The sequence below is a fragment of the Metabacillus crassostreae genome (assembly GCF_016908395.1).
Taxonomy (GTDB): Bacteria; Bacillota; Bacilli; order Bacillales; family Bacillaceae; genus Metabacillus; species Metabacillus crassostreae.
This window is the reverse complement of sequence record NZ_JAFBDU010000002.1, coordinates 613,363-634,309: the sequence shown is the minus strand read 5'-3', so window position 1 is coordinate 634,309 and position 20,947 is coordinate 613,363. Positions and strand designations below refer to the sequence as shown.

Below are 20,947 nucleotides of genomic sequence, written 5' to 3'. Positions count from 1 at the left end.
ATATCAGTTCAAAACTTGACTATAATTGTTACGTTTAAAACAGTATTTTTTTAAAAAGGCTGTTTTCGTAAACATTGTTGTTTTTAAAATCATGATGAAAACAACTCTGTCTAGTGGCATCTTTTCTTCTACAAATTGCACCAATTATTCGATAACACACTGGTTGCAACAGATAAAGATGTCTAAAAGCAACAATCTTTCAGAAAAGAACCTTAAAAAAGACTATTTTAATTTTTGGTTTGGAAAGCCAGGTGGGTAATAATATGGTGGAACTTTAATCCATCCACGTTTTCTCATTAATGTTTTTAAAGTAGTTCCAAAAACAACCCAATCTGTGTAAAATTGAAGCCAGATTAAGCCTACATCATTTCGGATTGCATCAGCTTGTCCTTTGACACATGCTTGCATACAAACAACTAACTTGAATGCTATTCCATTGGTAATTTCATCATCTGTTAGCTTTACACCTAGTGGGATTTCTTTTGAATCTGAATTTGGTTTGGAAGAAGTTACATCCGGCAAGGGAATTCCTTCCTTCTTCATAAATTGACTCAGTTTTTTCACCTGTGCTTCACATAGTTTTATAGCATCATTTAGCATTTCTAACACTTCATCATCTGAGGAAGTGTTTAAAGCTATTTCATCATATCGAGTAAATTCCTCAATCATTGTGAGATATTTCCACAAATCACCTACTTCAATAACATGGATTGGAGATTTAGGTTCATCACCATTATCTAACGCAATTTTTAATGTATTCCATACAGCCTCAAAAGGATTTGGCATTTTTTCACCTCCTTCTTTATACTATTTCCTATTTGAGCTAACAGATGTAAAATATTTCTAATTACTAGGATTCTATGTAATGATTACCTTTATTTAAAGGAATAAATAAATTATTAACGAATAGCTTAATTAGATGTAAATTTTAAGATGAACGATGGGAGAGAGAATATGGAATATAAAACATTAGGTAGAAGTGGTTTATTAGTTTCAGAGGTTTGTTTAGGGGCGATGACGTTCGGTAATGAAGTTAATGAAGCTCAATCAATAGATATGATTCACAGATTTCTTGATCAAGGTGGAAATTTCATAGATACAGCTGATGTGTATGTTGGTGGAGAATCAGAAAAAATTGTTGGGAAAGCAATTAAAGAACGCAGATCTGAGGTTGTGTTAGCAACAAAGGTTAGAATGCGAGTAGGTCCACATCCAAATGATTTTGGTTACTCTAGAAGAAGAATTTTAGAAGGAGTAGATCAAAGCTTAAAACGGTTAAATACAGATTATATAGATCTATATCAGCTTCATGTGTGGGATAATATCACACCAATAGAAGAAACAATTAGGACTTTAGATGATTTGATAAGTTCAGGTAAAGTAAGATATATAGGATGCTCAAACTTTTTAGCATGGCAAATGATGAAGGCACTATCTTACAGTGATTTCAATAATATGGCTCGTTTCATATCTATTCAACCACAATATAGCTTAATAAATCGTGAAATGGATCGAGAAATTCTACCATTGTGTAAAGCGGAAAATGTCGGTGTTATACCATGGGCACCAATAGGTGGGGGATTCTTAACTGGAAAGTACAAGCAAAGTGAGACACCTTCAAGTGGTAGACTATCCAAAGGTATTGGGGAATCTAGCTGGGAAAATAGAGCAAATGCTAAGAACTTTGAAATCCTACATACAGTCCAAGAGATTGCTCATGCTATTGATAAAACTCCTGCACAAGTTGCTTTAAATTGGTTACATAATAAAGAAGAAATTACGTCACCAATTTTTGGTGCAAGCAATATGCAACAATTCGAAGAAAATATGGGAAGTGTAGGTTGGAAGTTAAGTGAGGATCACTGGAATAAGCTAGATGAAATCAGTCAGCTACCTAGTGAGTATCCAACTCGATTTTTGGAGAAGTTTAGTCGGTAAAAGTGTTAACTATATTAGTTTAGTGAAATCCAACAGACATGTTGGATTTTTTTAATTTAATTCACCTTAAACCTAAAAAATTGCTACCAAATGTGAAATTAAAGCCCTTACATTTTTGCTGCTATTTTTTTACTATTAAGTTAACGAAATACACATTGTGGAGGTGGTAAAGCATGGACACAAAGGTATCAACAGACAAAGAATTACAGATAGTTAACGTTAGTAAAAAGGAGAAGTTCAAACGTAATTTAAGAAAGCTATCTCAGCAGAAATACTTACAGGTCATGGCTTTACTTGGTGTTATATGGATGTTTATTTTTAATTACATCCCTATGTATGGGTTGATCATAGCATTTAAAGAATACAGCATTATTAAAACTATTGCTGAAGCACCATGGGTTGGATTCATGCAGTTTAGAGAATTTTTTGAAGATGAAAACTTCTGGCTAGTTTTAAAGAATACGTTAGGTATTTCATTAATTAAATTATTTATTGGATTTCCGTTACCAATTATTTTTGCTTTATTACTTAACGAGCTTACTTCTTTAAAGTTCAAAAAAATGGTACAAACAATCTCTTATTTACCTCACTTTTTATCCTGGGTAGTTTTGGGAGGAATATTAACAACTTGGCTTGCTGACATTGGAATTATTAATGAAATTTTATTAGGACTTGGTGTTATTAGTGAGAAAACAAATTTCTTAGCAGATCCACAATACTTCTGGGGGATTGTTATTCTCTCTGATATTTGGAAGGAGCTAGGGTGGTCAGCAATTATTTACTTAGCTGCTATAGCAGGGGTATCAACTGAGTTGTACGAAGCAGCGACCATTGATGGAGCAAACCGATTCCAAAAAATGTGGAATGTAACACTTCCTTCCATTCGTCCAACCATTGCAATTCTTTTTATATTAGCAGTAAGTGGTGTGTTAAATTCAAACTTTGATCAAATATTAATCCTTCGAAATGCATTAAATGAAAGCGCTAGCAATGTAATTGATATCTATGTTTATCAAGTTGGAATTCAAAATGCTAGATACTCGTATGCAACAGCTGTCGGCTTACTAAAAGCAGTGATTGCATTCATATTATTACTTTCTGCAAACAAAATCGTAAAAAAATTAAATGGAAACTCATTGTTCTAGGAGGTGGAGAATTAATGTTCAAGCTTTTCAAATTAAATAGAAGGACAAAAGGCGAGTATATATTTGATAATCTCAATATGTTATTTATGTTAATTATTTGTTTTATTACTCTTTACCCAATTTGGTATGTGTTGGTGAATTCACTAAATGACGGAATTGATGCAATGAAGGGTGGAATATATTGGTGGCCAAGGGAGTTTACTTTGGAGAACTACAAAGCAGTATTTGCCAATCCAGGGATTGTTACCTCATTTGGAGTCACCATAGCAAAGACGATAATAGGTACGTTAACTCATGTTTTCTTTACAGCGATGGTGGCTTATGCCTTATCTAGGAAAGAGCTATATGGAAGAAATATCTATATGGTCTTTGGGATTATTACAATGTTTTTCAGTGGGGGACTTATTCCATATTTTCTTCTAATACGAGATCTTGGGCTTTTTGATAACTTTCTAGTTTATGTTATTCCGACATTATTTAACTTCTTCCATTTGATCATCTTTGTTTCTTTCTTTAGAGAATTACCTAAATCACTTGAAGAAGCTGCGAAGATGGATGGAGCAAATGATCTGATGATTTTTGTGAAAGTTATTATTCCTTTGTCAATGCCAGTGATTGCAACGATTGCTCTATTTCAAGGGGTTTATCAATGGAATGATTATTTCGCTGGAGTGATTTTTATCAATAACCCTGAGTTACAACCAATCCAAACTTATCTCTATAAAGTTGTGGCTGAATCAAGTTCTAATCAAATGATGTTAAATGCACCAGGTGGTATTACAACAAAAACAGTAACTTCTCAATCTATTAAACTAGCTACAATGGTTGTTACAACATTACCAATTGTGCTTGTATATCCATTCCTGCAAAAGTATTTTGTTAAAGGAATGCTCATTGGATCTGTAAAAGGATAATAAAAATCAATTTATTGAAAAATTCTTCTTAGAGGAATTTTCAAATAAAAACTCTGTTAAATACAAAGGGACGATTGTAGGTTTACTAGATAGTGAATTTTATTGGACTTTGTCTTTTAATCTTCTTAAATGAATGATAAACTACATGAGAAAAATTTTATCCTAAAATTTAACAGAGTTACTAGGGGAAAAGAAAGGGGTAAAATTTATGGGTAAGAAATTAGTTACAAAAAGCTTTGCTTTAGTTTTAATTGCTTCAATGTTTTTAGTGATATTTGCAGGATGTACAAATACGGCAAAAAATGAAACCGCTTCCTCGGAGGAGGAAAAACCGAAAACTAAGCTATCTGCTGATGAACCAGGATGGAAGGTAGATACTTCTCCAATTACATTTGATTGGTATGTAAACTTCTCATGGTTTGCTAGTAAGTGGGGAGAAGATGAGGTTTCAAAATATGTTACTGATAAAACAGGTGTTTCAATTAACTTTATATCTCCTGCTGGAAATGAAGCTGAAAAAATGAACACAATGATTGCATCAGGTAAACTACCTGATTTTATTACAATAGGTTGGTGGGAAGACGCAGTAAAGAAAATGGTTGAAGGAGAATTAGTATTACCTTTGAATGAGCTTGCTGAAAATTATGATCCATACTTTTTTAAGGTGACTGACCCTGTTAAATTAGAATGGTATAAGCAGGAAAATGGTAATGTTTATGGCTATCCAAACGCATCATCGTCACCAAAAGATTTTGATAAATACAAAGATTTAAAGCCCTCTAACCAAACGTTTTTAGTAAGAAAAGATATATATGAAGCTATCGGTAGCCCTGATATGTCTACACCAGAAGGATTCTTAAATGCATTAGAGGCTGCAAAAGAAAAGTTTCCGGAAGTAAATGGTGCACCACTAATTCCTTTTGGGTTAAATGAATTCACTGATGTTGGTAATGCTTCGTTAGAAGGTTATCTACAAAATTTCTTAGCACTTCCAATGGAGAAGGAAGGTAAGGTATATGATAGAACAACAGATCCAGAGTATTTAACATGGTTAAAAACTTTTAGAGATGCAAACGAAAAAGGCTTGTTAGCAAAAGATATCTTTATTGATAAACGTCCACAGATGGAGGAAAAAATAGCACAAGGTCGTTATTTTGCAATGCTATATCAACGAAGTGATTTTGCAGCTCAACAACAAGCTTTATATGCTAAAGACCCTAATAAAGTGTATATTGCTGTAGATGGTCCAGCAAATTCAAATCAAGATGAACCGACACTTGCTGGGGATAGTATTTCAGGTTGGACAGTTACGTTAATATCAAAAGATGTAAAAGATAAAGAAAGAGCGATCAGATTCCTAAGCTACTTAATTAGTGAGGAAGGACAAAAGGATTTATACCTAGGTAAAGAAGGTTTAACATATGATATTGTTGATGGAAAACCTACATTTAAGCCAGAAGTATTAGATTTGTTAAATGAAGACCGTGCAGCATTTGATCAAAAATACGGTGCTTCTTATAAATATTGGATGTTAATGGATACAAATATGAATCTAGAATGGGTACCACCAACAGCAGATGCATTTAAACAAATGGAAGATTGGACAAAAGGTAAAACAAAGAGTTTTGCAGAATTTGATGGTATTAATCCAACAGGTACATCAGAAGAAGGTGTTGCAGCAAGTAAAATTGCTCAAGAATGGGGGAAAACTTTACCTCAACTCTTGTTAGCTAAATCTGAGAAAGAATTTGATAAAGCATTTAAAGACTTCATAGAAAAGCGTGATAAGTTAGGATTTGAAAAAGTTGAAGAACACCAGCAAAATGTTTATGAGACGAACAAAGCTAAACTTGAGGCAGCCTCAAATTAAATAAAGTCACAGAAAAACCCAGAAAAATATTCTGGGTTTTTCAACTACGTATCATAATAGTATACACTAGAGACATGAGCAAATAAAACTGGATGTGGGTTATGTTGCGAAAGATAAAGAAAATTTTCTTAATATTGAAACAGAGGTTTGAACAACTATCTTTACAAAATAAGTTAATCTCTTTGTATATTTTCATCTTTATGATACCAGCCATATCTTTTACCTTATACTATTCGGATCAATTATATGAAAGCTCGATTAAGGATATTAAGAATAAAAATGAGTATCTCCTTAAGATAGAGGAAATACATATTAAAAATAATATAGAATCAATGAGGAGAACAGCCCAACTAGTAGCTTCAGATCATGAATTTATCGAGTATATTAAAACAAGAAACGAAACAAATATTAACGAATTAATAGATTTTAAAATGAATGCGTTTTCAAATGTCGCGAAGCTTCAACAAAACAATCCTACAATTGAAGATATCCATCTATTTACGAATAATCCTTATGTAACTGAAATGTGGCCACTTGTTTTAAAAGAGAAACGTATTTCTCATATGCCATGGTACAACGATGTGAACAATCGAAATGGAATAGAATTCTGGGCATTTAATGAAAAAGGCGAGGATTTACTAGAAAGAAATTTATATACAAGTAATAGCCCAAGAATTTCATTATTAAGAGAAGTAGAATATCCTAAAGACATTCATTTAGGTATTGTTGAAATAAGCATGCTATTAAGTAACTTTTTTCCTAAAATGTATAGTGGAATTCAAGATGAACAATCCGAAATGATATTGTTTGATTCTGAAATGAATGTATTTCAAAACACACAAAATAATTTTTTGAAAAGTCAACAAATCAACGCTTCCGTGATAAAGGATCAGTTATCAAAATTTAGAAAGGAATCTGGTACTTTTCAATTTAAATACAAAAATATTCCTTATTTAATTGTTTCTACTTATATAGAAGAGATAGATGCTCATATGTTAAATGTAATTTCCCTCGAGAATATATATGCAGATATGAAACAAACTAGAAATCTTATTGTGACAGGAACTTTTATCTTAGTTATTATTCTGTCTGTAATTACTTATTTCCTTATTTCCTTATTGTTAAAAAGAATGTATAAATTAATTCATTCAATGAAACGGGTTAAAGACGGAGATCTTTCCCTAACAGTGGAAATTAATGGACAAGGAGAATTTGCAGTGCTTGCTTATCATTTTCAAGAAATGCTCAGCAAAATTAATGGTCTGATTGCAGAAACGGTAAATAAACAAGCTGCTACTAAAGAAGCTGAACTTAAAGCATTAAAAACACAAATAGATTCACATTTTCTCTACAATACATTAGAAAATATTAAGATGATGGCTGAAATAGAAGGTAAGTATGATATATCAGATTCATTAACATCATTAGGTGAAATGATGAGATATAACTTGAGGTGGAAAAAGGATTTCGTTGAGTTACGCGAAGAATTAACACATATACAGAATTATATCGACATTATGAACCTTCGATTAGATAATTGTCTTAGTTTAGTTATTAATGTTCCAGAAAAGTTAATGTCCCAGAAAATATTAAAGATGTCGCTTCAACCAATTGTGGAGAATGCCGTTAAACATGGTATAACTCCTAGAGTATCAATTGGCAATGGAGTGATTGAAATAAATGTCTCTATAGATCATGGGTTTGTTGTACTGGAAATAATTGATAATGGAATTGGTATGAGTAATGAGTTGTTAATGAGGTTAAATAAAAACATTCGTGTTGGAGTCGAGCCAGAGCAAGACTACATGCAAAAGCAAAGTGGTGGAATCGGATTACGGAATGTTAATGATCGTATACAGTTGCATTATGGTAATGATTACGGGTTAACTGTAGAAAGTAAACCTGATCATTATACAAAAGTTGTTGTATTAATGCCTTATTTAATCATAAAGGGGAGGGAGTAAATTTGTATAAATTATTAATAGTTGATGATGAGAAAAATATTCGTCTAGGTATCCAAGCGATGATTAACAGAGAGTTTACGGATTTATTCTCTACCCTAGTAGCATCAGATGGTCAAGATGCTTTAAATATGATGAAAGACAACGAGATTGATATTTTAATAACGGATATAAAGATGCCAGGTATGAACGGAATTGCTCTAATCCAACATATTAAAGAGGATGGGAAAAACCCTGCTCTTATTATATTAAGTGGCTATGATGATTTTGAATATGCCAGGGAAGCGATAAAATGGAAGGTTAAAGATTACTTATTAAAACCCATTAATCGTAAAGAACTTTTTCAAACATTAACAAAGGTAGTAGAAGAAATAGAGTCAGATACTAAAATTGAATATGGTCATCATGATGACTACAGGGCTACTCAATTAAATAATATATTATTGAATCCTAAAATAGGTGAGGAGGAAATTGAGAGTAACTGTCGAAAGGTAAATATTACTGAGTTTCCAAATGGATATTATATCGGGTTAATTAAGAGTAAAACTGCAGTGGGAGGGAAAGAATGTCATAATTCCATAAAACATATTATAGAGAAACAATATTGTGATGATATTAAGAGATTTATTATTTTTTGCGATAAAGATGAAAATGTTGTCTTAATTTCTCCAACCACTGAAGTGTTTGATTGTTTAAAGGACACATTCGCTGAAGAGAAATATATAAAGTACTTGTTATCGGTTAGTGAGAAACAAAATGAACTAAAGAATATAAAAGTTGCTTATAACCAAGCACTTATTGCCTGTAAGTATCATTTTCTTTTTCCAAGATCTAGTCTAATATTTTTTGAGAATATAAGTAGTAAACCTGCAGATGAAGAGATTCCCATTAATACAATTCATAAAATTTCAAATATGATTGGAACAGATCGAGAAAAAGAGTTAAAAGTTAGTTTGTTAACGATTTTTGACTTTGAAAAAATATCTCAATTATCAATAAGCTATATGGAGTCTTTAAGTGAAGATTTTAACTCGAATGTATTTGACTATTACTTCAATAAGTTGGGAAAAGAGTCATTTGAAATTTTTAAATTTTATAAAGATGTAGGCAACATTTATAACTATGAAAATTTTTTTGAGTATTTCAATGTAGTTGAGGAACTTGTTATGAAACTTCATGAATATGTAAAGCAAATTAAGTCTGTCTACTCTGAACAAAAGTATATGGAGAAAGCATTGGGTTATATAAATGAAAATTACAATAAAGATTTAAACCTTGCCGTTGTATCAAATTATATATCTTTGAATTATTCGTATTTTAGTCATACATTTAAGGAATACACAGGACTTAATTTTGTTGATTATTTAAAGAAAATTCGTATAAACGAAGCAAAAAAACTACTTGTTGAAACTGAGCTCAAAGTTTTGGAAATAAGTGAGATGGTAGGCTATAAAAACCCTAAACAATTTACAAGGGTATTTAGAGAGATAGAAGGTGTATCTCCAAAGGAGTTTCGTAGCTAAGAAAAAATACTTAGTATTAAAATGGAGGAAAAAACATGACTTATCAACCCTATCAACAACGTTATGAAGGAATGCAATATAACCGTTGTGGAAAATCCGGTCTGAAATTACCTGCTTTATCTTTAGGACTTTGGCATAATTTTGGTGGTGAAGATACATTAGAAAATGGCAGATTATTAATCCAAAAAGCTTTTGATGTTGGAATCACACATTTTGATCTTGCAAATAATTATGGTCCACCTCCTGGTTCTGCTGAAGAAACATTTGGTAAAATTCTTCAAAAGGATTTTATAGGTTATCGTGACGAAATGATTATTTCTACAAAGGCCGGCTATAATATGTGGCCAGGACCATATGGGGACTGGGGTTCTAGGAAATATTTAATTTCTAGTTTGGATCAAAGCTTAAAAAGGATGGGACTTGATTATGTAGATATTTTTTATCACCATCGTCCAGATCCAGAAACTCCTCTTGAGGAGACTATGATGGCGTTAGATTCTATTGTAAGGCAAGGAAAAGCTCTTTATGTTGGAGTATCCAATTACGGAACAGAAGAATCTAATAGAGCTATTTCCATTTTAAAAGCCCTTGGAACGCCACTTGTTATTAATCAGGTTGCTTATTCAATGTTTAATCGTTCCATAGAAGATGGATTAACAGATTTGTTACATGATAATGGAGTAGGTTGCATGGCATTTGTTCCACTTGCACAGGGGTTATTGACTAATCGGTATTTAGATGGAATTCCAAGTGATTCAAGAGCAATGAAATCCAAAAGCTTTTTAAATAAAGATGATGTAACAGAAAATGTCATTCAAAAGGTTCAGAAATTAAATGCTGTTGCTCAAGAAAGAGAGCAGTCACTAGCTCAAATGGCATTAGCATGGGTATTAAGAGAAGGTAAAGTAACCTCGGCTTTAATTGGAGCAAGTAAAGTTAGTCAAATTGAAGAAAATATTGCTGCACTAAACAATCTTTCATTTAGTCAAGAAGAGTTAGAAATGATAGATACTATATTAAAGTAGTAAATATTTTAGATTGAAGATTATAGTTTGGTTTCATTGTTGTGCATGAGGAACAAAACTCGACTCCTCTGGGTTGTATAGTAAGGGTAAGTTCAAACATGAAGCTAAGACGAGTGTTATTCTGTTAAAACCAATATAGTATGTGAAAATAGTCTAAGGAAACACCTATCAAATGTGATAAGTGTTTTTTCTTAGCTATTTTTTGAAATATACATACTCTTTTAGCTTTAAGAGATCTGTAGTTTCTAAATGTTTGAGGTGAAATTTCTGTTATTTTCAAAGCCATATCAACATTCTATAGAAGGATGCACTTTTGAACCTTTCTAAAATTTTGTAACCGAATACAAAAATTACAATCTTATGCAACGAAGGTGATGAAGTTACAATTAAATAACAAGGAATAATGAAAATGGAGAAAGGGAAGTGGAAATTTTGGAAAAAGAAAATAAATTGGGAAATGAATCTATATCTCTCCTTGAATGTAAGGTAATGAAAGGTGAAAGAGCAGGAACAGTAAAAATTTATGCAACTGTTAATGATAATCATCACCTTGCTGTTAAGGTTTCCTCTATACCTTTAGACATACAGATTGGAGATTTAGTCCCTACAGATCGAACCGTCACGAATCCTTACGCTTCTGGAAGTGATATTTCTGGTGTAGATTTAGTTATAAATAAATACATAGCTTTATTTGTTGTAGATGAGAAGAATTATATTGTGAGCATTAAGATGATTACGCTTACAGAAGGTGAGTTGGAGTCTATTAGCTGGATTAAGGTTTGGGAAGATACTTTTTCTAATTCTCATATAGATGATACAAAATGGAATTATATTATTGGTGGTGGGGGATATGGGAACAACGAATTACAATGCTACACAAATAGAGAAAAGAATGCAAGAATTGAAGGAAATCAGTTAATACTTGAAGCTCATGAAGAGAACTACCAGGATAATTCCTATACTTCAGCTAAGCTAACTACTAAAGACAAGGCTAATTGGACATATGGTCGTTTTTCTATAAAAGCAAAACTACCACAAGGAAAAGGAATTTGGCCAGCGATTTGGATGATGCCAGCTGATATGAGTATATATTCAGGCTGGCCATCTTGTGGAGAAATTGACATCATGGAAATTGTTGGTCATGAGCCTGACACTGTACATGGAACAATTCATTATGGAAATCCTCATACATACACAGGAGAATCATATAAGCTACCTAATGGTGAAAATTTTTCTGATGACTTTCATGTATATACACTTGAATGGGAACCTGAAGAAATTAGGTGGTATGTTAATGACGTTCTCTTTGCAAAACAGTCAGAATGGTTTACAAAGAGTGAAGATGGAGAAGGAGATGATCGTCATGCGCCATTTAATCGTGAATTTTATCTTCAGTTAAACTTAGCTGTAGGTGGTGACTGGCCAGGAAATCCTGACAAGACGACTGTATTCCCACAGAAGATGATTGTTGATTTTGTAAAAGTTTATAGAAAGAGTTAGAGATGAAAGGGAATTATAGATCCTTTAGGAATTGAATAACCTGGCATACTGGTGAAAGGTGTGCACTACCAGAACATTCAATAACAATCTTGTTTATATCATGCTCATACAAAAATACTAATAAGCATTGGCTTTTTATTTGAGCAATGCTTATTTTTATACATAAGGAGATAAATTTCGATCAATAGACTAAGTCTAATTTGTAAGTAGTTAACGTGGTTAGTTTAGGATATTTTATATATAATTTCGTAAGTTTCTCTAAGAATTAACTATATTTAATTTGCCTCTTCAGTAAGTGTACCCAAATCCAATATGTGGGGTATTATTGTGAAACAGTCCAAACTACTCTTAATAATTCCAATTTTAACTCAAATAGATGTCATGAGAATATGATAGTTTGATGATTCAATAATGATACCCAGAGAGAATGAAAGATCTATTGTAGAAAAATAGGGTAATCTTATGTAGAAAGATATTGTCATTTCCAAGGAAATATTGTCATAAGTGCAGAAAATGTTAGAAAATAAAAATAGGTTCTGATTCCTATCAACAAATAAAGATCCGAAAGATTAGGCGAAATATCAATTGAGCGATCACCTAATATTGGGTTTAATTTTAGCTTAAATACTTATGTCCTAGCCTTTTATTTAATTATTGATTGAGCAAGAGTAGCCGTGGAGGCTCAGCTACCTCCACGGCTACTCTTTGTGTCTGTGGTGCAATGGTACACAATTGTTTTACAGTTACTGATTAATAGAAAACAGTATTATAAATATATTTAGATTTATTGTCTTTATGGATAATTTTTAAAATTATGTTAGTATGTTTTTATTCTTCGTTATTTATAAGTGAGTATGTGGTTACATAAGAAGGGCGCGGGAATATGGAATGTTTATCGACTCCCTCACTTGTTCCTCTTTTTTTATGGGCATTTTCATATGCTTTTGACTCCTGCCAAGCTTTGAAGTATTGTTCGTTTTCCCATAATGTTAAAATAATATATGTATCACCATTTTTAGGTCGTAATACTCGAATTGCAGAGAAGCCTGGTTCATTTTCAATTAATCGAGCTCTTTCGCTAAAACGTTTTTCAAAAAGTGGTTTTCCCTCTTCTGTAACAGGGATATTGTTTAGGACAGCATATAAGCCATTGCTTAGCTCTCCTGATGAATCTAACACTTCATACTTTTTAGGCTCATTAAAAATGGATTGTTCGGTTGTTTCATGAAAAAGTACAGTTGTATCAGCGTTTTCCATATGAAGCAGGTTCTTGTCAGGATGATCTTTTTTTATTTTTGCCAAATAGTCATTTGTTCCGTAAGTTATGTATAGATTCATTATTTCTTCACCTCATTAATTAGTTTATGATCAATAGTACTAGTATCATTATAACAACTATATATTGATTTTTTCCAATTTTAGTGTTTTACACATATACCTACCTATTTTTAACAATACTAAGAAATATAAGGGGTGATTTTGAATGAAAAAGAAACTTCTTCTAACTGGTCTCTCAATCGCAATGACGTTCATTATTGCTTTGTTAGGCTATTTATTCATTATATTTATGGGGAATTATGTAATAGATGAAGAAAAGCTAGTTATGAATACAGCATCGAAATTAGTCGATATGGAAGGTAATGAAATAACAAAGCTTTTTTTAGAGAATAGAGAATTGGTCGATATATCTGAGGTGCCTGAGTATGTACAGCAATCCTTTGTTGCTGTAGAAGATCAAAGGTTTTATGAGCATCATGGAATTGATATGAGATCTATTGGTCGCGCACTTTATAAAGATATATTAGCTGGTGGGAAGGTTGAAGGTGGTAGTACAATTACCCAACAACTAGCGAAAAACATTTTTTTAACAAATGATAAAACACTTCTTCGAAAAACGAAGGAAGCGATAATTGCAATCAATCTTGAAAGACGTTATAGCAAGAAAAAATTATTAGAAATGTATTTAAACCAAGTTTATTTTGGACATGGTGCTTATGGAATAAAATCTGCAGCTGAATTTTATTTTAGTAAAGATGTTTCAGAGCTAACATTAGAAGAAGGTGCAGTTCTAGCTGGTATACCTAAGGCACCTACTAATTATTCTCCGATTAATAATCTTGCTAAAAGCAAAGAGCGTAGAGATATTATTTTAAGTTTAATGGGAGATCAAGAGTATATTTCTTATGATGAGGTTGTTAGAACACAAGGGAAAACTGTGAAGCTCCAAGTTAGTGAAAAACATGAAAGTCCTTGGCTAACCACATATATTGATATGGTATTTGATGAAGCGGAGGAAAAATATGCAATTTCTAATGAAGAGTTGTTAAGAGGTGGTTATACAATAACTGTTCCACTTCAATCAACATTACAAAAATCAGCTTATGATCTGTTTCAAAAAAATGAGTATTTTCCTGGTACCGATGATCAAGCACAAGGGGCATTTATATTGTTAGATAACGATACAGGAGGGGTATTAGCAGCTGTTGGTGGCCGTGATTATGTTCCAAAAGGATTAAATAGAATCAAGATTCAAAGACAACCAGGCTCCACGTTTAAACCTGTTGCGGTATACGGACCTGTTCTTGAGAAAGGTTTATTTAATCCTTATTCGTTATTAAAGGATGAAAAGGAAACATATGGTGATTATTCTCCTGAGAATTATGATAAACAATATTCAGGAGAAGTATCAATGTTTGATGCTATTATATCATCAAAAAATGCTGCGGCAGTCTGGACATTATCTGAATTAGGAATTAAAGAAAGCAAAAAATATTTACAAAGCCTTGGTATAGGAATTAAAGATGATGGATTAGCTATTGCTCTAGGTGGATTATCTGAAGGAGTTACTCCTATTCAAATGGCCAATGCATATCGAACTTTTGCAAAAGGTGGAAGTTATAGTGACCACCATCTTATTAATGAAATAAAAAGTGATGATGGGAAGGTAATAGCTGAACATTATAGTGAATTACAACAGGTTTTTTCTCCACAAACTTCCTGGGATATGACTAGAATGCTACAGCATGTTGTTAGTGAAGGAACAGCGAAAAGTGGAGAATTCAAAGGCGAACTTGCCGGGAAAACTGGTACAACTTCTTATCCGAATGTTGATGGTGCTTCAAAAGATGCTTGGTTTGTTGGGTATACAGAGAATGTTGTTGGTGCACTTTGGATGGGATATGATAAAACAGATGAAAACCATTACTTAAAGCATGGTAGCTCATATCCTACTAAGCTGTTTAAAGATATCCTAACAGATGCTAGCTGGGATCAAAACGTTGCTTTTTCAGTTCCGGATGGTGTGGATGATCTAGATAGCCCTATTCGAATACAGGAAATCAACCGGGTTGATGCTAGATATACATTTAAACCACTGGGATTAATTACATTAACACTTGAATGGGATGCTCAGCAGGATGATCGTGTTGAGTACCGAGTTTATGAGAAAACAAAAACTGGTACTACAAAGCTTGTTGGTACAGTTAAAGGTAAAGGGCATTATGAGATTCCTTATATTAATGTGTTTTCAGAAAGTACTTATTCTGTAGCCCCTTATAATGTACAAACAAATAAAGAAGGCATGCTCACAAAATCGATCAAACCTAGTCTTTTCAGTTCAAATGAATAAGTAATAAAAACAGTTTCATTGATTTATTCGTCTATTTTTTGACATTTGTATATCAAAGCTATACAACATGAAATGAAACCGTTATAGTTGAAAGGGCAGAGAGAATAATATAGAATAAGTATTAGATTATAATAAGTATTATTTAATAAAGGGGTTTTCCCCTTTTACATAGAAAGGTGGCCTTTTTAGAATGGCAGAAAAGAGATTCAATGATACGTTTTTAAAGGCGTGTCGAGGAGAAAAAACAGATCATGTGCCGGTTTGGTATATGAGGCAGGCGGGTCGCTCACAGCCTGAATACCGTGCAATTAAAGAAAAATATAGTCTTTTTGAAATAACACATCAGCCGGAGCTATGTGCTTATGTAACAAGGCTGCCTGTTGAACAATATGGTGTAGATGCTGCCATTCTTTATAAAGACATTATGACGCCACTTCCTGCTATTGGAGTAGACGTAGAAATTAAATCAGGAATAGGTCCAGTGATTGATGATCCAATTCGTTCACTAAGTGATGTAGAAAAATTGGGAGAAATTGATCCTGAGAGTGATGTTCCTTATGTATTAGATACAATTAAATTACTTACACAAGAACAGTTAGATGTTCCGCTTATTGGCTTTACAGGTGCTCCTTTTACATTAGCAAGTTATATGATTGAAGGAGGACCATCGAAGAGTTATAACAAAACAAAAGCATTTATGTACTCTGAGCCGAAAGCTTGGTTTGCATTAATGGATAAATTAGCAGAGATGAGTATTGTGTATGTAAAAGCACAAATCAAGGCTGGAGCTAAAGCAATTCAAGTTTTTGATTCTTGGGTAGGAGCACTTAATGTGGCAGACTATCGTTATTATATAAAGCCGACAATGGAACGCATTTTCAGTGAATTAAGAGAAGAAAATGTACCTTTAATTATGTTTGGTGTTGGTGCAAGTCATTTAGCACGTGAATGGCATGATCTCCCATTAGATGTTGTAGGTCTTGATTGGAGACTTCAAGTTCAAGAAGCTCGAGGTATGGGATTAACGAAAACTCTTCAAGGAAATCTTGACCCAGCTATTTTACTTTCTCCTTGGGAAGTAATTGAAGAAAGAGCTAAAGCTATATTAGATCAAGGTATGCAGCAGGATGGTTATATTTTTAATTTAGGTCATGGTGTATTCCCACAGGTAAATCCAGAATCTTTAAAGAAATTAACAGCTTTTGTTCATGATTATTCTAAGCAGGTTAAAAGTAAGTAACAAATAATTCTTAAACACATCCAAAATGGATGGTATCGATAAATAATGAGAAAATAAGCTGACGAATTGAATTAGAGGTGAATGACGTGAGTAAGAAAAAAATGGGTCTATTAGTTATGGCTTATGGTACACCATATAAAGAAGAAGATATTGAGCGTTATTATACACATATCCGCCACGGTCGTAAGCCAGCACCAGAAGCACTACAAGATTTAAAAGACCGTTATGAAGCTATTGGGGGGATTTCTCCATTAGCAAAAATCACATTAGATCAAGCAGAAAACCTTGAAAAGCATCTAAATGACATTCAAGATGATATTGAATTTAAAATGTATTTAGGTTTAAAGCATATTGAACCATTTGTGGAAGATGCTGTTAAACAGATGCATGAAGATGGGATCACAGAGGCAGTTAGTATAGTACTAGCTCCACATTTTTCAACCTTTAGTGTGAAATCTTATAATGGACGAGCAAAGGAAGAGGCTGAAAAACTTGGAGGCTTAACAATCACTTCAGTTGAAAGCTGGTATACTGAGCCAAAGTTCATTGCCTATTGGGCAGACCGCTTAAAAGAGACATTTGGAAAAATGACTCAGCAAGAAAAAGATTCAGCCATTCTTGTTGTATCAGCGCACAGTTTACCTGAGAAGATCATTGCAAATGGAGATCCTTATCCACAGCAGCTTCAAGAAACAGCTGATTTAATTGCTGAAGCGGCAGGTGTAAAAAAATATGTAACAGGATGGCAAAGTGCAGGAAATACACCTGAGCCTTGGTTAGGTCCTGATGTACAAGATTTAACACGAGACCTGTTTGAAGAAGGATATAGAACGTTTGTTTACATTCCTGTAGGCTTTGTAGCTGATCACTTAGAAGTACTTTTCGATAATGATTATGAGTGTAAAGTGATCACAGATGAACTAAGTGCTAGCTATTATCGCCCAGAAATGCCAAACGCTAAGCCCGAATTTATCGATTGTCTTTCAACCGTTGTGTTGAAGCATTTAAAGGAACATAAATAAAATCTTATACTATAGAATAAAAAAGGCATGGATTATGTTGAAATCCATGCCTTTTTTGATTAAAAGTATAAGATAAAATATAGGGTTATTTTTTATTATAATCACTTAACCTTTGCTACACCTAATGCATAATGTCTCCATAAAATATTTTCTACCATTTCTGCTTGTGTTTCCTCACAATCAATAATTAAAATGACTTCTGACTGCTTACCCTTTAATAATCTTCTTTTCTTTTTTAGAATCTTCTCAGTATATAAACGTATAGCAAATCCCACCATAAATCCAAGAAATGCACCAATTAATCCCCAGTATATTGGCCCCCATGTTAACTTGAAACCTATACTAGCACAAATAACCGAAAAAGCTGTTGCAAGTACCATTCCAATATCGATAAGAGAGGTGCCGTCAGATCGGTGAATCGTATCAAAAATTTTTCGTTCTTCCATACGATTATCAAGGGGAATAGCATAGATTCTATCTTTTGCGATACCCTTTTTTTCTAACATTGAAATCGCCATTTCTAGAAAAGTGTTACATTCAAATGTTGAGAACAGTTGCATTTTCTTTTCACTTCACTTTTTGTGCTTTTATTAATTTAAAAGCAGGTGTTTGGTAGTTTTCTTTTAAATACTTACGTTGTTCTTTATCATAAAGATTGTTATTTTCAACTGTATTCATGTAAGAGTCAAAAACTGAAAAACCATAAATAGAAGGGAAAAATAAGAACCATTCTGGTTTTAAAACAGATGTTGCTTCTTGTACATGACCTAAAAATAAAAGTGATATTGCTTCAAGGCTGTGAGAATAATAACTAAAAAGAACAACCCAAATAATAACAAAGAACGCTGTCACAATTCTGTGTATGTATAGTTGACCAAGACCAGGAACAAACAATGACCAAATTAAAGCCAGTATTGGGTTTCTTTTGTCAAGATAGTTAATTTCAAGTGCACCTATACTAAAAGTATTAAAAGGATGTTCTTCCCTCTCAGATAATATATAGACATTATTCAAGTCTACGGTTGTACGGTAACTATCCCATATTCCAAACAAATAAACTGGAATATATATTAACAGCCATCTTGTGTCCAATATTTCTTTAGCTCTATCAATTTCCCCTTGAAATGAATAAACCATTGCTAAATTAATATTTGCTTTAACATTCACAACAACTTCCCATATAAATAGTACAAACCCGCGAATATACTTGGACAGTAGTAAGTGACCAAACCCAGGAAAAGCTGCACTCCACCAAGCTATAATAAAAGGGTTTCTTAAATGAATTTGAGTAGTTCCGAGAATGCTAACGTGAGCTTTGTAGCGTCTAGCGGTGTTGCTATTTGTATAATTATTCATTTATCGTCACCTTATTATCGTTCCTTTATTTTACAACTATAATTCCTCTAATGAAGTTTTTTATTCTAGATAGCTCATTTACCTTTTGGATATATATATTATTTACCTTAACTAATATAAACATGCTACCAGGCTATATTATTGTAATAGAGCTAGATTTAAAGGTACTATAACAACATCTAATTGATGGAGAGCTTTTTTGTTACTAATAAGGTCAATTAGTAACAAATGATCATACATGAAACTTTTAATTATAAAATATGGTACTAATATACTTTATTCGGCTACCGAAATAATGTATTCTAAATGAAAGTCAATGTTAGTTAAAATAGGGGGTACTACCGATGAAGGATGAACAGTTGGAGCAACTTAAGAATGAATGGATAGTTGAGGCTACGATTAGTGAAATTCAAGAAAAACTAGAAAATAAAGAAATTACATCAAAAGAGTTAGTGCTTATCTATTTATCCAGAATATCAGAAATCGACCAATCAGGTCCTTCTATTAACTCAATTATAGAAGTTAACCCAGAAGCACTACAAATTGCAGCAGCACTTGATTATGAAAGAAAAACGAAGGGTAGCCGTGGGTCTTTACATGGAATTCCTGTAGTAATCAAGGATAATATTGATACAGGAGATAAAATGCATACAAGTGCAGGTTCTCTTGTTTTAGCAGACTCATACGCGCAAGAAGATGGGGCTGTTGTAAAAAAGTTGCGTGAAGCAGGTGCAATTATTTTAGGGAAAACAAACTTAACAGAGTGGGCTAATTTCATTGCTGAAGATATGCCTACAGGTTATAGCTCAAGAGGTGGACAAACATTAAATCCTTATGGGCAAAAGTTTATTGTTGGTGGATCAAGTGCAGGTTCAGGAGCAGCAATTGCAGCAAATTTAGCGACTGTTTCAGTAGGAACGGAAACCTGTGGTTCAATTTTAAGTCCTGCAAGTCAAAACTCTATTGTGGGAATTAAGCCTACTGTTGGTTTAATTAGCAGAACAGGTATTATACCAATTTCTCATACTCAGGATACAGCAGGTCCAATGGCTAGAACAGTAGAAGATGCAGCGATTCTTCTTAATGCTTTACAAGGAACAGACGATAAAGATCCGATTACTCTTAGTAATGAGCTTCTTTCTGTAGATTTCACAGAGTTCCTTAAATCAGAAGGATTAAAAGGTAAAAAGATTGGTATAGCTCGTGATACGTATTTTGATGAGTTAAACGAATCACAGCTTACTGTTATGAATACAGCAATTGAAAAGCTAACTGAGCTTGGAGCAGAGGTGATTGATTCAATTGTTATTCCTTCAACAAATGAAGATTGGGATATAAATGTTCTTTTATATGAGTTTAAGGCAGATTTAGAGGCATATTTAAAAAATGTAGATTCTACCTTAGGAGTTCGTACACTTTCAGATGTAATACAACGGAATGAACAAATTGGTGAGAGTGCATTGAAATATGGTCAAAAGCTCTTTCTTGATTCAAACAAAACAAGTGGAACTTTAACGGATCCAAACTATCTTAATAGTCTAGAGAAGGATTATTACTTGGCTAGAAAGCAAGGTATTGATGCTGTTATGGAACAACATCAATTAGATGCTATTGTCTTTCCAAATAATATAGGTGCACTTCTACCTGCAGTAGCGGGATATCCGTCAATAACTGTACCTGCTGGCTACACGAATGAGGGAGAGCCAGTCGGAATAACGTTTTCAGGTTTAGCTTTTAGTGAGCCAGCATTGATTGAGATAGCTTATTCCTATGAGCAAGGAACAAAACATAGAGTAGCACCAAAATTATAGGATAAAGATTTTAA

The 20,947-nt window shown here is 33.1% G+C and carries 16 protein-coding genes; 12 read left to right on the top strand and 4 right to left on the bottom strand.

Annotation, left to right across the window (positions count from 1 at the left end):
- Positions 1 to 222 precede the first annotated feature (222 nt).
- Positions 223 to 786, bottom strand: coding sequence for a DUF3231 family protein (locus JOC75_RS10615; RefSeq protein WP_204954019.1), 564 nt, complete (start codon positions 784 to 786; stop codon positions 223 to 225).
- A 168-nt stretch (positions 787 to 954) separates the two neighbouring features.
- On the opposite strand from JOC75_RS10615, the gene JOC75_RS10610 reads away from it, so the two are divergent.
- From JOC75_RS10610 to JOC75_RS10575, 8 genes are all read left to right on the top strand, one after another.
- Complete coding sequence (locus tag JOC75_RS10610; protein WP_204954018.1) at positions 955 to 1,938, top strand: aldo/keto reductase; 984 nt, start codon at positions 955 to 957, stop codon at positions 1,936 to 1,938.
- Positions 1,939 to 2,111: 173 nt separating this feature from the next.
- Positions 2,112 to 3,083, top strand: coding sequence for an ABC transporter permease (locus tag JOC75_RS10605; RefSeq protein WP_204954017.1), 972 nt, complete (start codon positions 2,112 to 2,114; stop codon positions 3,081 to 3,083).
- 14 nt (positions 3,084 to 3,097) lie between these two features.
- The gene (locus tag JOC75_RS10600) at positions 3,098 to 3,997 is read left to right on the top strand and encodes a carbohydrate ABC transporter permease (protein WP_204954016.1); all 900 of its coding nucleotides are present in this window, start codon (positions 3,098 to 3,100) and stop codon (positions 3,995 to 3,997) included.
- Between the two features lie 208 nt (positions 3,998 to 4,205).
- Positions 4,206 to 5,867: a type 2 periplasmic-binding domain-containing protein gene (locus JOC75_RS10595; RefSeq protein WP_204954015.1), complete on the top strand. Its 1,662-nt coding sequence runs from the start codon at positions 4,206 to 4,208 to the stop codon at positions 5,865 to 5,867.
- A 101-nt stretch (positions 5,868 to 5,968) separates the two neighbouring features.
- A complete protein-coding gene (locus tag JOC75_RS10590) occupies positions 5,969 to 7,831 on the top strand; it encodes a sensor histidine kinase (protein ID WP_204954014.1) in 1,863 nt (620 codons plus the stop codon).
- Positions 7,832 to 7,833: 2 nt separating this feature from the next.
- Positions 7,834 to 9,351: a response regulator transcription factor gene (locus JOC75_RS10585; protein ID WP_204954013.1), complete on the top strand. Its 1,518-nt coding sequence runs from the start codon at positions 7,834 to 7,836 to the stop codon at positions 9,349 to 9,351.
- Between the two features lie 35 nt (positions 9,352 to 9,386).
- Entirely contained in the window at positions 9,387 to 10,376 is a 990-nt protein-coding gene (mgrA, locus tag JOC75_RS10580) for an L-glyceraldehyde 3-phosphate reductase (RefSeq protein WP_204954012.1), read from the top strand.
- Between the two features lie 423 nt (positions 10,377 to 10,799).
- Positions 10,800 to 11,876 (top strand): family 16 glycosylhydrolase, encoded by a 1,077-nt coding sequence (locus tag JOC75_RS10575; protein WP_204954011.1) that lies wholly within the window; start codon positions 10,800 to 10,802, stop codon positions 11,874 to 11,876.
- 828 nt (positions 11,877 to 12,704) lie between these two features.
- Here the strand turns inward: JOC75_RS10575 and JOC75_RS10570 are convergent.
- Positions 12,705 to 13,214 carry an antibiotic biosynthesis monooxygenase family protein gene (locus tag JOC75_RS10570; RefSeq protein ID WP_204954010.1) on the bottom strand — a complete coding sequence of 170 codons (510 nt, stop codon included), beginning with the start codon at positions 13,212 to 13,214 and terminating at the stop codon, positions 12,705 to 12,707.
- Positions 13,215 to 13,359: 145 nt separating this feature from the next.
- Here JOC75_RS10570 and JOC75_RS10565 point away from each other — a divergent pair, with 145 nt between their 5' ends.
- From JOC75_RS10565 to hemH, 3 genes are all read left to right on the top strand, one after another.
- Positions 13,360 to 15,504 carry a transglycosylase domain-containing protein gene (locus tag JOC75_RS10565; protein WP_204954009.1) on the top strand — a complete coding sequence of 715 codons (2,145 nt, stop codon included), beginning with the start codon at positions 13,360 to 13,362 and terminating at the stop codon, positions 15,502 to 15,504.
- Between the two features lie 190 nt (positions 15,505 to 15,694).
- Positions 15,695 to 16,744, top strand: coding sequence for a uroporphyrinogen decarboxylase (gene hemE / locus JOC75_RS10560; RefSeq protein WP_146949492.1), 1,050 nt, complete (start codon positions 15,695 to 15,697; stop codon positions 16,742 to 16,744).
- 86 nt (positions 16,745 to 16,830) lie between these two features.
- Positions 16,831 to 17,766 (top strand): ferrochelatase, encoded by a 936-nt coding sequence (gene hemH, locus JOC75_RS10555; RefSeq protein WP_204954008.1) that lies wholly within the window; start codon positions 16,831 to 16,833, stop codon positions 17,764 to 17,766.
- A 101-nt stretch (positions 17,767 to 17,867) separates the two neighbouring features.
- Here the strand turns inward: hemH and JOC75_RS10550 are convergent, their stop codons facing one another.
- On the bottom strand, positions 17,868 to 18,326 hold the full coding sequence (locus JOC75_RS10550) for a hypothetical protein (RefSeq protein ID WP_204954007.1): 459 nt from the start codon (positions 18,324 to 18,326) through the stop codon (positions 17,868 to 17,870).
- A gap of 7 nt (positions 18,327 to 18,333) precedes the next feature.
- The gene (locus JOC75_RS10545) at positions 18,334 to 19,122 is read right to left on the bottom strand and encodes a hypothetical protein (RefSeq protein WP_204954006.1); all 789 of its coding nucleotides are present in this window, start codon (positions 19,120 to 19,122) and stop codon (positions 18,334 to 18,336) included.
- Between the two features lie 344 nt (positions 19,123 to 19,466).
- Here JOC75_RS10545 and JOC75_RS10540 point away from each other — a divergent pair, with 344 nt between their 5' ends.
- Positions 19,467 to 20,933: an amidase gene (locus tag JOC75_RS10540; RefSeq protein ID WP_204954005.1), complete on the top strand. Its 1,467-nt coding sequence runs from the start codon at positions 19,467 to 19,469 to the stop codon at positions 20,931 to 20,933.
- Positions 20,934 to 20,947: the final 14 nt, after the last annotated feature.

Excerpts from the sequence above, each read along its gene's own strand:
- JOC75_RS10615 (WP_204954019.1), bottom strand. The coding sequence starts at position 786 with ATGCCAAATCCTTTTGAGGCTGTATGGAATACATTAAAAATTGCGTTA.
- JOC75_RS10610 (WP_204954018.1), top strand. The coding sequence starts at position 955 with ATGGAATATAAAACATTAGGTAGAAGTGGTTTATTAGTTTCAGAGGTT.
- JOC75_RS10605 (WP_204954017.1), top strand. The coding sequence starts at position 2,112 with ATGGACACAAAGGTATCAACAGACAAAGAATTACAGATAGTTAACGTT.
- JOC75_RS10600 (WP_204954016.1), top strand. The coding sequence starts at position 3,098 with ATGTTCAAGCTTTTCAAATTAAATAGAAGGACAAAAGGCGAGTATATA.
- JOC75_RS10595 (WP_204954015.1), top strand. The coding sequence starts at position 4,206 with ATGGGTAAGAAATTAGTTACAAAAAGCTTTGCTTTAGTTTTAATTGCT.
- JOC75_RS10590 (WP_204954014.1), top strand. The coding sequence starts at position 5,969 with ATGTTGCGAAAGATAAAGAAAATTTTCTTAATATTGAAACAGAGGTTT.
- mgrA (WP_204954012.1), top strand. The coding sequence starts at position 9,387 with ATGACTTATCAACCCTATCAACAACGTTATGAAGGAATGCAATATAAC.
- JOC75_RS10570 (WP_204954010.1), bottom strand. The coding sequence starts at position 13,214 with ATGAATCTATACATAACTTACGGAACAAATGACTATTTGGCAAAAATA.
- JOC75_RS10565 (WP_204954009.1), top strand. The coding sequence starts at position 13,360 with ATGAAAAAGAAACTTCTTCTAACTGGTCTCTCAATCGCAATGACGTTC.
- hemE (WP_146949492.1), top strand. The coding sequence starts at position 15,695 with ATGGCAGAAAAGAGATTCAATGATACGTTTTTAAAGGCGTGTCGAGGA.
- JOC75_RS10550 (WP_204954007.1), bottom strand. The coding sequence starts at position 18,326 with ATGCAACTGTTCTCAACATTTGAATGTAACACTTTTCTAGAAATGGCG.
- JOC75_RS10545 (WP_204954006.1), bottom strand. The coding sequence starts at position 19,122 with ATGAATAATTATACAAATAGCAACACCGCTAGACGCTACAAAGCTCAC.
- JOC75_RS10540 (WP_204954005.1), top strand. The coding sequence starts at position 19,467 with ATGAAGGATGAACAGTTGGAGCAACTTAAGAATGAATGGATAGTTGAG.